This is a genomic window from Cystobacter fuscus (genome assembly GCF_002305875.1).
Lineage (GTDB): Bacteria > Myxococcota > Myxococcia > Myxococcales > Myxococcaceae > Cystobacter > Cystobacter fuscus_A.
The window spans coordinates 10313069-10327006 of sequence record NZ_CP022098.1; the positions used below are offsets into that span (position 1 = coordinate 10313069).

General features: G+C 70.7%; 12 protein-coding genes. 4 read left to right on the plus strand and 8 right to left on the minus strand.

All coding sequences use genetic code 11. The features are described from left to right. Positions 1-59: 59 nt before the first annotated feature. Together CYFUS_RS41735 and CYFUS_RS41740 are read left to right on the plus strand one after the other, a co-directional pair. Entirely contained in the window at positions 60-1130 is a 1071-nt protein-coding gene (locus CYFUS_RS41735) for a KpsF/GutQ family sugar-phosphate isomerase (RefSeq protein ID WP_095990273.1), read from the plus strand. 11 nt (positions 1131-1141) lie between these two features. Further along, on the plus strand, positions 1142-2089 hold the full coding sequence (locus CYFUS_RS41740; RefSeq protein ID WP_095990274.1) for a D-2-hydroxyacid dehydrogenase family protein: 948 nt from the start codon (positions 1142-1144) through the stop codon (positions 2087-2089). Positions 2090-2102: 13 nt separating this feature from the next. Here the strand turns inward: CYFUS_RS41740 and CYFUS_RS41745 are convergent, their stop codons facing one another. The 8 genes from CYFUS_RS41745 to mutM form a co-directional block, all read right to left on the minus strand. After that, the gene (locus tag CYFUS_RS41745) at positions 2103-3527 is read right to left on the minus strand and encodes a tetratricopeptide repeat protein (RefSeq protein WP_095990275.1); all 1425 of its coding nucleotides are present in this window, start codon (positions 3525-3527) and stop codon (positions 2103-2105) included. Further along, on the minus strand, positions 3524-4051 hold the full coding sequence (gene folK, locus CYFUS_RS41750; RefSeq protein ID WP_095990276.1) for a 2-amino-4-hydroxy-6-hydroxymethyldihydropteridine diphosphokinase: 528 nt from the start codon (positions 4049-4051) through the stop codon (positions 3524-3526). Before folK ends, CYFUS_RS41745 begins: the two co-directional genes overlap by 4 nt. 46 nt (positions 4052-4097) lie before the next feature. Continuing rightward, positions 4098-4883 (minus strand): 4-hydroxy-tetrahydrodipicolinate reductase, encoded by a 786-nt coding sequence (gene dapB, locus CYFUS_RS41755; protein ID WP_095990277.1) that lies wholly within the window; start codon positions 4881-4883, stop codon positions 4098-4100. Positions 4884-4896: 13 nt separating this feature from the next. Then, the gene (gene dapA / locus CYFUS_RS41760) at positions 4897-5784 is read right to left on the minus strand and encodes a 4-hydroxy-tetrahydrodipicolinate synthase (protein ID WP_095990278.1); all 888 of its coding nucleotides are present in this window, start codon (positions 5782-5784) and stop codon (positions 4897-4899) included. 16 nt (positions 5785-5800) lie between these two features. After that, a complete protein-coding gene (gene lysA, locus CYFUS_RS41765; protein WP_095990279.1) occupies positions 5801-7042 on the minus strand; it encodes a diaminopimelate decarboxylase in 1242 nt (413 codons plus the stop codon). After that, complete coding sequence (locus tag CYFUS_RS41770; RefSeq protein WP_095990280.1) at positions 7039-7248, minus strand: hypothetical protein; 210 nt, start codon at positions 7246-7248, stop codon at positions 7039-7041. Before CYFUS_RS41770 ends, lysA begins: the two co-directional genes overlap by 4 nt. A 12-nt stretch (positions 7249-7260) precedes the next feature. Then, entirely contained in the window at positions 7261-9114 is a 1854-nt protein-coding gene (locus CYFUS_RS41775) for a TIGR04551 family protein (RefSeq protein ID WP_095990281.1), read from the minus strand. 77 nt (positions 9115-9191) lie between these two features. Next, positions 9192-10052, minus strand: a complete 861-nt coding sequence (gene mutM, locus CYFUS_RS41780; RefSeq protein WP_095990282.1) for a bifunctional DNA-formamidopyrimidine glycosylase/DNA-(apurinic or apyrimidinic site) lyase — start codon at positions 10050-10052, stop codon at positions 9192-9194. 56 nt (positions 10053-10108) lie between these two features. Between mutM and CYFUS_RS41785 the strand changes: the two genes are divergently transcribed. After that, complete coding sequence (locus CYFUS_RS41785) at positions 10109-12073, plus strand: SIR2 family protein (protein WP_095990283.1); 1965 nt, start codon at positions 10109-10111, stop codon at positions 12071-12073. A 148-nt stretch (positions 12074-12221) separates the two neighbouring features. Beyond that, a complete protein-coding gene (locus CYFUS_RS41790; protein ID WP_095990284.1) occupies positions 12222-13937 on the plus strand; it encodes a serine/threonine protein kinase in 1716 nt (571 codons plus the stop codon). Position 13938: the final 1 nt, after the last annotated feature.

Sequence of the window (13938 nt, forward strand, 5' to 3'; positions counted from 1 at the left end):
CCCCCGGGTGCGTCAAGCTGGCAGGCCCGCTGTGTCCAGAGGTACAACGCCGCCCCACCATGGCCCGAGCCCCCCGCAACACCGCCCGCAAGCCGCGCCTTCGGGCCGTGCCTCCCCAGGAAGATGCACCCGTGACGCCGTCCGTGCCCGCCGCGGACGAGCGCGAGGCCACGCTCGCCTATGCCCGCAGCGTGCTGGAGGCGGAGGCCCAGGCCATCCTCGGACTGATGGGGCGGGTGGGCGATGCCTTCCTGCGCGCCCTGGAGCTGGTGCGCGACTGCCCGGGCCAGGTGGTGGTGACGGGCATCGGCAAGGCGGGGCTCATCGGCCAGAAGCTGTCGGCCACGCTGGCCTCCACCGGCATCCGCTCCGTCTTCCTCCACCCCACCGAGGCGGCGCACGGAGACCTGGGCCGGGTGGGCCGTGGAGACGTCATCCTCGCGCTCTCCAACAGCGGCGCCACCGAGGAGCTGGTGCGGCTGTTGCCCTCGTTCAAGCGGCTGGGCGCGCCCGTCATCGCCCTCACGGGTGACGCGGAGAGCCCGCTGGCGCGCGGCGCGGACGTGGTGCTGGACATCGGCCGCATCGAGGAGGCGTGCCCCATGGGCCTGGTGCCCACCGCCTCCACCGCGGCGCTGCACGCCATCGGGGACGCGCTCGCCATGGCCGTGCTGCGCTCGCGCCCCTTCGGCTCCGCCGAGTACGCCCTGCTCCACCCCGCGGGCAAGCTCGGCCGCTCCGTCATGCGCGTCGTCGATTTGATGCGCTCGGGCTCCTCCAATCCGCTCGTGCGCGACACCGCGAAGCTGTCCGAGGCCGTGGTGGTGATGACGAACACGCCGGGACGCCCCGGAGCCACCAACGTCGTGGACAAGCAGGGGCGGCTGGTGGGCATCTTCACGGACGGAGACCTGCGCCGGCTCGTGGAGAAGGGCTTCACCGACTTCGAGCGGCCCCTGCGCGAGGTGATGGGCAAGCGGCCCCGGTGCGTGGGCCCCGAGGTGCTGGTGCTCGAGGCCACCCGCCTCATGCGCGAGGCGCGCGTGGATCAACTCCCCGTGGTGGACGCCGAGGGCCGCGCGGTGGGACTGCTCGATGTACAGGACCTGCTCGCCGCGCGATCCTTCTAGACTGCGGGGACATGAAGATCGCCCTCCTGGATGACTATCAGCGCGTCGCGCGGGACTTCGCCGACTGGACGCGCCTGCCCGCGGACAGTGAGCTCGTGGTGTTCGACCACCACATCGCCGAGCGCGAGGTGCTGCTCGAGACCCTCCAACGCTTCGAGGTGATCGTCCTCATGCGCGAGCGCACGCCCTTCCCCGTCGAGGTGATCGAGCGGCTGCCGAACCTGCGCCTGCTCATCACCACGGGCAATCGCAACGCGTCCATCGACCTCGCGGCCTGCCGGGCGCGCGGCATCACCGTGAGCGGCACGGGCGCGGTGGGCACGTCCACCGCGGAGCTGACCTGGGGCCTCATCCTCGCGCTCATCAAGCGCATCCCGCTCGAGGACCGTGCCCTGCGCGCGGGGAGCTGGCAGACGGGACTGACCACGAGTCTCACGGGCAAGCGGCTGGGTCTGCTGGGGCTCGGGAAGCTGGGCACGCAGGTGGCGCGCGTGGGTCAGGCCTTCGGCATGGAGGTGGTGGCCTGGAGCCAGAACCTCACCGACGCGCGGGCCGCCGAGGTGGGCGTCCGCCGGGTGGAGAAGCGCGAGCTGTTCGCCACCTCCGACATCGTCAGCCTGCACCTGGTGCTCGGGGAGCGCACGCGGGGCATCGTCGGCGCGGAGGAACTCAACGCCATGAAGCCGGAGGCCTGCTTCATCAACACCGCGCGGGCGGGGCTCGTGGACGAGACCGCGCTCCTGGAGGTGCTGCGCGAGCGGCGCATCGCCGGGGCGGGGCTGGATGTCTTCCCCATCGAGCCCCTGCCGTCGAACCATCCCCTGCTCGCCCTGGACAACGTCGTGTTGACGCCACACCTGGGCTACGTGACGCGGGAGAACTACGCCGTCTTCTACCGCGACGCGCTGGAGGACATCCTCGCCTGGAAGGCCGGCAAGCCCGTGCGCCGGCTCGCCTGAGGCGCCACGGCGGCTACTCCAGCTTGGCCTGGAGCGAGGCGCTCGCCGCGTAGTCCGGCGCGGAGGCCGCCAGCTTCGCCCACAGGGCCTTGGCGCCCTTCGTGTCGCCCTTGGCCTTGAGCGTCTCGCCGAGCTTGTCCACCGCCGCGGGATCCGAGCTCACCGCCACGCCCCACACCCGATCCGCGGTGGGCTTGCCCAGACCCACGAGCGTCCACGCCAGACCCGCCTTCACCCGCCCATCCGGACGCAGCGGCATCACCTGCCGGTACGCCGTGAGCGCCTCGTCGTAGCGCCCCTTGGAGAGCAGCTCCTCGCCCTGAGCCACCGTCTGATCGAGCTGGGCCTCGAGCTCTGGCGTGTGCTCGACGCTGTTCATCGCATCCATGGTCTCCTGCGAGACCATGGGCGCCGAGGCCCCGCCGCCCTGCATGGGACCCGCCGCCATGGGACGTCCGCCCGCGTTGGGCGCCGACGCCTGCGCCATGGCAGGAGGACCTCCTCGCGACAGATCCAGCTTCGAGGAGCGGATGCGCCGGTCCTCCTCGCGCGTGGCCAGCCACTTCTTCATGCCGCCGGCCTTCTCCGCCTCGTCCGTCATGCGCGACAGCTTGCGCGCCAGCGACACCCGGGGAGAGGTGGGGTGCGCCGCGATGAAGGCCTCGAAGCCCTCGTGCGCGCTGCGCAGCGCCTTCACGTCCTCGCCCCGCGTCTCGTAGAGCACCGCCGAGCGCCCGAAGAGCGCGTCGGCGAACGACGGCGCCACCTCCAGCACGCGCTCGTACACCTTGAGCGCGCCCGGGGCGTCATTCGTCAGGAAGAGCGCGTTGGCGCGCATGGACTCCACGTCCAGCGACAGCTCGAGCGCCGCGCGCGCACAGGCCACCGCGCCCGCCGTGTCGCCCTTCTTCGCGCGCTCGGCCGCCACCTTCGCCCGCTCCTCCATCGCCGTCTGATCCGTGAAGCCGCAGCGGGCCTCCTCCGCGCTCGGCACCGCGCCCGCGCCCAGCTTCTTGCGCTGCGCGAGGAACAGCTCGCGCGTGGACTTCGCCTTGTCCTCGGCCTGCTGGAGGTAGGGGATGGCCTCCTCGAAGCGGCCGCTCGTGTAGTAGAGCTTGCCGAGCGACGAGGCGATCTCGAAGGTCTTCTCCCGCTCGCGCAGGCCCTGCATCCCCTCCAGTTGCTTGAGCAGCTCGTCCGCGGTGGGCGCCGCGCGGCCCGTCATCGCGGGGTGGCCTTGCGGCAGCGCGGAGGGATCCACGGGGGCCGGGCTGCCCACACCGACGGCGGGGGGATGGCCCGGGGGCAGACCCGTGGGGGGCGAGGAAGCAGCCGGGGGCTCGGCGGCCGCGCCGAGGGGCGGGTGACCGGCGGGCAGGGAGGGAGGATCGGCGGCGAGCAGCGCCGCGGTGGCGGTCAGGGCCAGCGAGAGGGTCATGACTCGGTCAGGGGGTAAGAGGGTTCAGGCCACTGGGTGGACTCGCACCGCTGCACGTCCTGGGGCGAGAGCTGCTCGAGCAACTGCGCCACGGTCAGGCACAACACCGGGTGCTCCACATGGGGTGCCAGCTCGGCCAGGGGCTCCAGCGCGAAGCGGCGTTTGTGCAGCTCCAGGTGGGGAACCTGGAGATTGGGGTCGGCCACGATCTCACCCTCCCACAGGAGGATGTCGAGGTCGATGGGACGCGGACCCCAGCGCGCCCCTCCGGGCTCGCGGCCCAGATCCATCTCGATCTGCTTCAGGATGGTCAACAGGCGCTGGGGAGGCAGCGCGCACTCCAGCTCCACCACGGCGTTGAGGTAGCGGGGCTGGGGAGGCCCCACCGGAGCGCTCTCGAAGAGCGAGGAGCAGCGCAGCACCACCACCGCGTCGATGCGCGAGAGCGCCTCGAGAGCGGAGACGAGCTGGACTTCCCGGTCTCCCTCATTGGAGCCCAATCCGACATAGACGTTGGAGTTCAAGGCTCCATCTCAACAGGAAGAGCCCGGGTCCGGATTCCCAGGGGGCTCATGTCGCCCTCGGAAAGCCGAGCACGTCGGCCATGTCGTACAACCCCGGCGTCCGGCCCGTCACCCAGCGCGCGGCGCGCAGGGCCCCGAGGCCGAACTGGTCCCGGCTGGTCGCCCGGTGGGTCAGCTCGATGCGCTCGCCCTCGCCGTAGAAGAACACGGTGTGCTCGCCCACCACATCTCCGCCCCGCAGCGTCTGGACGCCGATCTCCTTCCTGGGGCGCGCGCCGATCTGGCCGTGGCGGGCGAAGGTCAGGTCCTCCTGGCCGCGCCCCAGCGCCGAGGCGAGCACCTCGGCCAGCTTCAGCGCCGTGCCCGAGGGAGCGTCCTTCTTCATGCGGTGGTGGGCCTCCAGCACCTCCACGTCGTAGCCGTCACCCAGGACGCGGGCGAACTCGGCGGCCATGCGGATGACCACGTTCACCCCCACCGAGGTGTTGGGGGCGAGCACCACGGGGATGGAGGCCGCGCTCCGGGCCACCTCCGCGCGGGCCTCGGGGGTGAAGCCCGTGGAGCCGATGACCAGGGCCACGCCGCGCTCGGCGCACTGGCGCGCATGCACCACGCTGGCCTCCGCGCTGGTGAAGTCGAGGACCACCTGGGCCCGCGCCGCGTCGAGCACCCGGCCCAGGTCATCCCCCGCGGGAACGCCGAGCGCCGCCAGTTGCTCGGCCTTGCCCCGGGCGGTGGCACCGGCCAGCTCCAGGTCCGGCGCCTCGCGCACGAGGCGGTTCAGGGTGGCGCCCATGCGCCCGGTGACGCCCGTGAGGACGGTGCGAATCATGGGGAGGCGTCTCCTAGCCCTGGAGCAGGCCCAGCTTGCGCAGCTCGGCCTCCAGCTTCCGGGCGTTGGGCTCGGTCATGGGAACCAGCGGCAGGCGGACCTCGGGACCGAACAGCCCCAGGGCGTGCAGCGCCCACTTCACGGGGATGGGGCTGGACTCGACGAAGAGCAGCCGGTGCAGCTCGTTCATCCGCACCTGGAGCGCCCGCGCCTGCTCGAACCGCCCGGCGCGCGCGGCCGCCACCAGGTCCGCCATCATCCGGGGCGCCACGTTCGAGGACACGGAGATGACGCCCTTGCCTCCGCACGCGATGAAGGGCAGCACGGTGAAGTCGTCTCCGGACAGCAGCGTCAACCGATCGCCGCACTTCTCCACCAGGTCCACCGCGCGGGGCATGTTGCCCGTGGCCTCCTTGATGGCCACCACCTCGGGCACGTCGCACAGCCGCAGCACCGTCTCCGGCAACAGGTCCACGCCGGTGCGGCCCGGCACGTTGTAGACGACGATGGGAAAGCCCGGATGGGCGCGGGCCACGGCCTTGTAGTGCTCCACCAGGCCCGCCTGCGTGGGCTTGTTGTAGTAGGGCGTCACGAGCAGCGCGCCGTCCGCCCCCACGTCCCGCGCGAGCCGCACGCCCGCGATCGTCTCCGCGGTGCTGTTGGAGCCCGCGCCCGCCACCACGGGCGCCCGGCCGGCCGCCTCGTCCACCGCCACGCGGATGGCGCGCTGGCGCTCCTCGGCGGACATCGTCACCGCCTCGCCCGTCGTCCCCATGGGGATGAGCCCACTGGTGCCCCCCGCGAGTTGCTGGCGGATGAGCGCCCGGTAGGCTCCCTCGTCGAACGCTCCCTGCCGGAACGGCGTGGCGAGCGCGGTCATCGAGCCTTCGAAAGTCTTCATACAGCGGCTTATACGGTCAGGGGCTCTCGCCGCGCCAGAGGTCCTCGACGCGCTCGCGCTCGCGCACCACCCGCCATGCACTCCCGTCAACCATCACCTCGGCCGGGCGGGGTCGTGAGTTGTAGGTGGAGGCCATGCTCATGCCATAGGCCCCGGCGCTCATGAAGGCATACAGCTCGCCCTGCCGGGGCAACACCAGCGGTCGCTGTCGGGCGAGCACGTCGGTGGACTCGCACACCGGACCCACCACGTCCACGTCCACGGCCTTGCCCCGCCGCTGCACCAGGGGCTGGAGGCCATGGTGCGCGTCATAGAGGGCGGGCCGCATCAGATCGTTCATCCCCGCGTCCACCACCACGAACTGCCGCGCGGGCGTCTTCTTGCGGAAGAGCACGCGGGTGAGCAGCACGCCGGCATTGCCCACCACCGAGCGGCCGGGCTCGAAGACGAGCGTGGCGCCCGTGGACCCCACCGCCGAGAGGATGGTGCGCGCGTACTCGGCGGTCGAGGGCGGCTTCTCCTCGGTGTAGGTGATGCCCAGGCCACCGCCCACGTCCAGGTAGCGCAGCCCATGCCCCTGCGCCTTGAGCTCCTGGTAGAGCCCGCCCACCTTGGTGAGCGCGGCCTTGAAGGGCGACGTCAGGGTGATCTGCGAGCCGATGTGACAGTCCAGACCCACCGCCTCCAGGCCCTTCATCTTCCGGGCGCGGGAGTAGAGCCCCACGGCCTCCTCGAAGGGGACGCCGAACTTGGACGTCTTCAGGCCGGTGGCGATGTAGCGGTGGGTGCGCGCGTCCACGTTGGGGTTGACGCGGATGGCGAAGGGCGCGCGCCTGCCCTGGGCCCGGCCCACCGCGTCGAGCAGCTCCAGCTCCTCGGGGCTCTCCACGTTGAAGAAGAGGATGCCGGCGGCGAGCGCCGCGGCCATCTCCTCGGCCGTCTTGCCCACTCCGGCGAACACCGTCTTGCCCGGCTCGCCCCCGGCCGCCTTCACCCGGGCCAGCTCTCCACCCGAGACGATGTCGAAGCCACTGCCCTCCTCCGCCAGCAGGCACAGCACCGCCAGGGTGGAGTTGGCCTTCACCGAGTAGCACACCAGATGCGGGTGTTCGCCAAAGGACTCCGTCACCGCCCGGAAGTGCGAGCGCAGCGCGGCGGAGGAATAGACGTAGGTGGGAGTCCCCACCGCCTCGGCGATGGCGGGCAGGGGGACGTGCTCGGCGTGCAGGACGCGCTTGCGGTAGGTGAAGGCGGTCACGGGGTTCCAGCGTCCTCGGAAGGAGGCGCCGAGGGGGCGAACGGACCGCGCCCCGCCTCGGCCGGAGCCTGCGTCTCGGTGGTGGGCGGAGCGGACGGCGGCAGGGGCGGCCGCACGGGCCCCTTGATGCCGCACCCCCCAAGCCCCAACAGCCCCACGAGCACCCCACCACCGAGCACCACGACGAGCACGCGCGAGCGTTGCATGGAAGCGCCTTCCTAGAACCGGATGCCGATGGTGCCACGCACGGCGTGGGCCGTCTTCAGCTCGGTGACCTGGATGCCCGAGCCCGTGTTGTAGTCCTGCAGACCGCTGAGCGGGAAGAGCACGGACCAGTCCACGCGGGCGATGAAGCCATCCTCCGTCTCGTACTTCGCGCCCAGGTTCGTCTCCAGACCCAGGGGCCGGTCCGTGAAGGACGGCGTGGACTGGGGGTAGATGGCCTGCGAGTAGATGGCGCTGCCGAAGACGTCGAAGCCCTGGGTGAGCGTGTAGCGCAGGGTGGGCTTGGCGTAGAAGGCGTCCGTCACGGTGCCGATGAGCTCGCGGAAGAGGATGTTGTCCACGCGGTAGGCGCGGTTGAAGCGGAAGTTGCGCAGGAAGCTGTCGGCGCAGTCGGTGCCGCCGCAGCGGAACTGCGGACCATCCGCGTCACCCGGCTGGGTGAAGCCGCCCGGACCCGAGCCCCGCCGCCCCGGGTACGCCCCGAAGCCCGGCGCCCGATCTCCCGACGCGAAGCCCAGCTCGAGCTGGATGTTGAGCTTGCCGTTGAGCAGCCGGTACTCACCCACCGCCGCGCCACCGAACTCCGCCACGGTGAGCGACTGGTTCTGGTTGGGATCCTCCACGCCGGGAGCCAGGGGCGTGTTCTGCCGGCTGCCGATGGTGCCCAGGTAGGCGGCCACCTCGAACTCCACGCGGAAGTTCTTCTCCTCGTAGCGCAGCCACACGTCCGGGATGACGAGCGAGGCGTTGCGCGGCACGTAGGTGACGTTGCCACCCACCGAGCCGTCCGGGTTGAGCACCGCGGGCGAGTTGAGCCCCTCGGCCGAGGACTGCTGGCTGCGGTAGCTCACGTGGAGGCCGTAGTTGAGCACGCCCTGGTTGTTGTCCAGCTTGGACTTCACCTCCTGCGGCGTGTCGCGCCGGGCCACCGCCAGCACGAAGCTGTGCACGTCGTCCGTCTTGGTCACGTCCACCGGCTGGCTGTCCGGCCCGTTCGGATAGGCGTAGCGGCCCTCGTTGTTGAACTCGAACATGGGCGTCACGTAGAAGCCCTCGAGGGGCTCGGTGACGAACATGACCCGGTCCACCTGGTCGCCGTAGTCGCAGTCCAGGCAGTTGCCGTCGCTGCGCAGCACGCCCAGACCCCACTGCGCGTTCATCCGGCCGAAGCGCAGCAGACCCACCGGCGTGGACACCTCGCCGTAGACCTCGCGCACGGAGAACGCGTCGCGCAGGGCGTTGAGGCCCGCCCGGGGCGACGTCTGCCGGTCATTGAAGAGGTCGAACAGGTAGTAGCCGTCGCTCGGGAAGCTCGTGGACGGCGTGGAGCCCAGGAGCAGGTTGTCCAGCACGTCGAACTGGGCCTTCACCCGCACCTCTTCCGAGATGTTGAAGGTGGGCTCCAGACGCAGGCGCATGTCGGCGCCCGACTGGGTGCGCTCGTTGGTGCGCGGCGAGGGGAAGAGCCGGCGCTCCTGCTGCTTGCCCAGGTCGAACTGGTAGTAGAGGTTGGGACGCAGGCGGAAGTAGCCATCCAGCGTGAAGAGCTCCAGCTTGCGCTTCTCCTCCATCCACTCCCCCTGCCAGTCCGAGGCGAGGGATTGGGTGGCGAGCTGGGCGCGGATCTCCTCGCGCATCTCCTGCTTGGCGGCTTCCACGCGCCGCTCCACCTCCTGGCGGATGCGCTCCTCGGTGGAGACGGTGGGCTCCAGGGAGGAGGGCGGCGTGGCGGGCTGGGCGCTCTCGGGCGCGGGGGCCGGCGAGCCCGTGGGGGGCGTCTCCGGCGTCTGCGCGGCGGCCGTGGCGGAGGCGACGAGGAGCGCCGCCAGCAGGGCGTTGGACGACATAGGGGATTCTTCTCCGAGGCCGCGCGATTGCGGCGGGTGCAAAGGGCGGGCGAGTCAAGCGGAGTGCGTGGGGGGTGTCAACGACGGCGAGCGGTGCGCGCGCCGCGTTCCGCCCGGGATTCCGGGACCCGGCCCGAGGGCTGGCACGAGGGGCAGAAGTGGGTGGTGCGCCCTCCCTGGGTCACGGACTCCACGGTCGTTCCACACCGGACACACGGCGTCCCGGCGCGGCCATAGACGAGGAAGCCGTTGCGGCCCCCCTCCTTGAGGTAGCGCACCTCCTCCTCGGCCTGCTGCTCCCGGAGGCCGAAGTCGAGCGCGGCGCGTACCCCCCGGGCCAGGCGCTTCCACTCGGCGTCGGTGAGCGAGGCGGGCGGTCGCGAGGGGTGCAGGCCCGCGCGGAAGAGCGCCTCGGCGGCGTGGATGTTGCCCAGCCCCGCCACCCTCCCCTGGTCCATCAGGGCCACCTTCAGTTCCTGCTTCGAGCCCCCCACCGCGTCCCGGAGCCGCGCGACGTCGAGGCCATCGGCGAGCGGATCGAACCCCAGGGCCTGGATGGGCGCGAGCGAGCGCAGGCACGAGGCGGGACACGTCTCCATGCGCCCGAGCATGCGCGCGTCGGCGAAATGGACGACCTCCTCGGAGTCCAGGTGGAGGCGAGCCCGGCTGTAGGGCACGGGGGTGTCCGGGGGGCGGCGCACGAAGCGACCCGACATGCCCAGGTGGGCGAGCAGGCCCCGATCTTCCTCGAAGGAGAAGAGGAGGTACTTGCCGCGCCGCTCCAGCGAGAGCAGCCGGCCCCGGAGGGAGGCGAAGTCCTTCCAGCGCGCGCCCCGGAAGATCCGGGTGTCGTCCGCATCGGCCTTCACCACGCGGCGACCGTCCAACCAGTGGACGAGGTGGCGCCGGGCGATCTCGACTTCGGGTAGCTCGGGCATGGCGTGCGCGGAATAACACACGCTACCGTTCGGCCCACGCGACACAAGGGGGAGCGATGGCCTATCCGAGGGAGCTGGTCGAGGCGATCCGCAGGCACCAGGTCGTCCCGTTCGTGGGTGCCGGCATCAGCATGGGCGTCAAACCAGGACTGTTCCCCTCCTGGCCCAGGCTCCTGGAGGGGCTGGTCGAACGGATGCGCGAGGAGGTCAGCCCGGAGGACGCCATCGCGGAGGTTCGCCAGCGCATCGACCAGGGGGACTACCTCACCGCGGCCGAGCGGGCCTTCCAGGAGCTGGGGGCCTATCGCTTCAACCGGTTCCTGCGCGAGCGCATCCGCCACAAGCGGCCAGACGACGTGGATCTGTCCGTGGTCCAGGCCCTCTGGGAACTCCAGGCCCCCGTGGTGGTCACCACCAACTACGACGACGTCCTGCTCTGGGGCCGAGGGGACGCCGAGCCCGTCTCCAATGACCAGGATGACGAGCTGAACCTGCTGGACCTCCAGGCCTCTCCCTCGGACCCTCGCGTCTGGCACCTGCATGGCACCATCCACCGGCTCGCCACGCTGGTGCTCGCGGGCGCCGACTACAAGCGCCTCTATGGGGACTCGGCCCAGCCCGCCAGCTACTCCCACTACACGAGCGCGCTGGTGCGCCTGCGCGAGTGGATCCGCTCCAGGCCCTTTCTCTACATGGGCTTCAGCTTCAGCGACCCCTACGTGCTCAAGCAGCTCGAGCATGTCATCGGCATCACCCGGGGGCGGCAGGTTCCCAGCTTCGCGCTGATGAAGAAGGGACAGATTGATCGGGGAGCGCTCTGGCCGAAGTACAACATCCAGCTCGTCGAGTACGAGGACCACGGAGCGCCCCTGGCGGAGAGCCTGCGCGGACTCGCACGGGCGGCCTTTGGCGCCAGCCCCGCCCCCGCTCCCGTCTCCGTGCCGCAATGGCCGCCCGCGAGGCCCGCCGCCGCGCCCGGGGCCTTCCTGTCCAGCCCGGCCCCCGCGCCGGTGCCGCAAGCACCGCCCGTGATGCGCGACTCGAGCCCCGCGGCCCTCGCGTCCGGCCCGCCCCCCGCGCCGGTGCCGTCCCAGCCGTCCGTGGCCCGGCCCGCGCTGGTGGAGGAGTACGCGCGCATCCTCCGGAGCCAGCATCGGCTGGTGCTGCTCGCCCCCGAGGACGGCGGGGCCCGGTCACTCGCCCGGGACGTGGCGGCGCGGTATGGGGAGCACGTCACCTGGCTGGCGCCCCCGAATGTCCCCGACTGCACCGAGGCCGAGTACTGCCGGGCGCTCCTGGGAGGAGCCTACGTCAAGGGCTTCGACGCGTTGGTGGAGCACCTGCGCGAGAAGGCCGAGCGGCTCGGGCGCGAGCACCTGATCGTTCTGCGCAACGAGTGGGGGCCATTCGAGCACCTCAAACGGCTCGGCAACACGCTGCGCCGGATGATGGACGAGCCCTCGCCGGTGGACTTCCACTTCCTCATCGCGGGGGGCGAACGCTCGGCGTGGATCCTCCACAACGTGAAGAGCTTCTCCGTGTTCACGGGAGCCCCCCGGCGCGAGGTGCCGGATCTCACGGTGGAGGAAGTGGGACGCTATCTGGCCGCCCAGGGTGAGGACTCGGCACGACAAGCGAAGGACGTTCACGAAGCCACGGGAGGTCATCTGGGGCTGCTCCGGGAAGCCTTGAGCAGCGAAGGGCCGCGCGATGCGGATGCGATCACGGCACGGCTGGCGCGCAGCCCCTCGCTGCGAAGCACGGTGCGGGAGCGCCTGCTCCAGGACGAACGCAATGACTATCGAGGGGAGCGCAGTTGCCACGCGGTGCTCGAGAAGCTGCTTGCCGGACAACCCGTGGAGGCGCTGGAGCCGCTCGATCACCGGGTGGAGTTCCCCGAGGTGCGGCTGTACTTCGCGGGGCTGGTGCGCACGGACGCGGCGGGAAGGACCGTGCCGCGATGCAGGGCCGTGGAACGCGTAGCCCGCGAGGCGCTGGCGCGGCAGGACGTGCGCCCCTGAGCCACTGACTAAATGGTGACGGGAGGAGTTCGGCAGGGAGCGAGCGCGGGAGGACGTTCCCCTCCGAGGGCATGACCTGATAAGTGGGCGTCCCAGGAGGTCATCCTCACGTGTCGCCAGCAAGCCATCCATTCTCCGGGAGAGAGTCGTGAAGCCGCGGCGCCTGCCCGATCTGCGCCCGGGCACCGAGATCGAGGGGATGGTGGTGCAATCCTTCCTGGGGGCCGGTGGCTACGGCACCGTGTACCTGGCCAGGCAGATGAACTCGGGACGTTTGTGCGCCGTGAAATTCATTCCCATGGGGAGCGCGGAGGCATGGGGACAACGCGAGTTCGCCATCCTCTTGCGGCTACAGCACCTCAACCTCGTCTCCTTGGGAGGGTGGGGCTACTGGCCCGAGGAGCGGCACGAGTACCTGTGGCTGCGGCTCGCATACATCCCGGGAAAAACCCTGGACGAGTGGGCCTGGGAGCACCATCCCGACGCGTGGACGGCCGCTGGGAAGATCCTGGGCGTGGGCCGGGGATTGGCGGTGGCGCACCATGCCCAGGTGGTGCACCGGGACGTCAAGGAGGCCAACATCCTGGTGCGAGAGGGCGATGGCGAAGCGGTGCTGGTGGACTTCGGAGCTGGCCACTACGCACGAGCGCCTACCATCACCCACGGCATGTTCCCTCCGGGCACGCTCGAGTACCGCAGCCCCGAGGCCTGGCGCTTCCGGCTCGAACACGCCCACGACAAGGGAGCTCGCTACCGGGCGGGTCCCGCCGATGACCTGTACGCCCTCGGGGTGGTGCTCTACTGGCTGCTCACGTGGCGCCATCCCTTCGGGGTGACGGAAGACGAGGACTCCATTCGGGCCATCATCGAGACGCCTCCCCTGCCCCCGCACATCGTCAACCCGCGCGTCCCCAAGGCCCTGAGCGCCGTGTGCCTGAAGCTGCTGGAGAAGAGCCCCGAGAACCGCTACCCGAGCGCCGTGGCCCTGTGCGAGGCGCTGGAGACCCTACGGGCGCAGGCAGATGACACCTGGAGGGTTCCCTTACAGGACAGGCCTCGCCCACAGCAGAGGCGCGAGGGACTCCCGCGCTGGCCGAGTGGGAAGGCGCTTCGCCGGAGCGTGCTCTGGGGGGGATTGGTCCTGGGCAGTGTGGTGGTCGGCTGGGCTGCCCTACGCTCGACGTCGTCTGGACTCCTCCCCACGCAAGGGATTGCTTCCGGACGGGAAGTGGCGTCCTCGGGGCCCCTACCGGAAGCTGACGGGACCGCGGCAACACCCCCCGCGGCCGCCGCCCCTTCCGCGGCATCGACCCAGGACGACGCCCCCGTGAACAAGCAGAAGACAGACCGAATCTCGGATGACAGGAAGCAGAAGGCGAAGGTCGCCACTCGAGGTGCGTGCGCGGGCCTCGTGGGAGTGGCGTTGCAGGCCTGCGTCGGTGCGCAGCAGCAAGTGGCACCCAAGCGTCCTCCTCCGCCCGAGGAATGCCCGCCAGGCGCCGTCGAGGCAATGACCGGCAGGTTGGGTCTGTATATTGGTGATGATTACGGCACCATAGTCAACCGGGAATACGGGGGGCCGCTCACCGTGCGTGAGGGAGAGGTCACCTTTTCCGTGTGGGGAGATCATGAGGGACTGGTGGACAAAACCCTTGTCTTGGGTCGGCTTTATCTGGTGCCAGGACGCGTCTATGGCCGCTTCACCCGGGTCATCCTGCCCACGGGCGAAAGCTACCCTGTCTGCATGGAACTCTGGGAAGGTTCGGACCGGTTGCTCGGCTCGCGATTGGAGAAGGGGAGTACGCCGGACAACGTCCTGATCCACTCGCTTGAGCGGCTGATGGCCGTGAAGCGCTTCAAGTAAG

What these genes read in the sequence shown, in the direction of transcription:
- CYFUS_RS41735 (WP_095990273.1), top strand. Translation starts at nt 60, where the DNA reads ATGGCCCGAGCCCCCCGCAACACCGCCCGCAAGCCGCGCCTTCGGGCC.
- CYFUS_RS41740 (WP_095990274.1), top strand. Translation starts at nt 1,142, where the DNA reads ATGAAGATCGCCCTCCTGGATGACTATCAGCGCGTCGCGCGGGACTTC.
- CYFUS_RS41785 (WP_095990283.1), top strand. Translation starts at nt 10,109, where the DNA reads ATGGCCTATCCGAGGGAGCTGGTCGAGGCGATCCGCAGGCACCAGGTC.
- dapB (WP_095990277.1), bottom strand. Translation starts at nt 4,883, where the DNA reads ATGATTCGCACCGTCCTCACGGGCGTCACCGGGCGCATGGGCGCCACC.
- CYFUS_RS41775 (WP_095990281.1), bottom strand. Translation starts at nt 9,114, where the DNA reads ATGTCGTCCAACGCCCTGCTGGCGGCGCTCCTCGTCGCCTCCGCCACG.
- mutM (WP_095990282.1), bottom strand. Translation starts at nt 10,052, where the DNA reads ATGCCCGAGCTACCCGAAGTCGAGATCGCCCGGCGCCACCTCGTCCAC.
- CYFUS_RS41770 (WP_095990280.1), bottom strand. Translation starts at nt 7,248, where the DNA reads ATGCAACGCTCGCGCGTGCTCGTCGTGGTGCTCGGTGGTGGGGTGCTC.
- dapA (WP_095990278.1), bottom strand. Translation starts at nt 5,784, where the DNA reads ATGAAGACTTTCGAAGGCTCGATGACCGCGCTCGCCACGCCGTTCCGG.
- CYFUS_RS41745 (WP_095990275.1), bottom strand. Translation starts at nt 3,527, where the DNA reads ATGACCCTCTCGCTGGCCCTGACCGCCACCGCGGCGCTGCTCGCCGCC.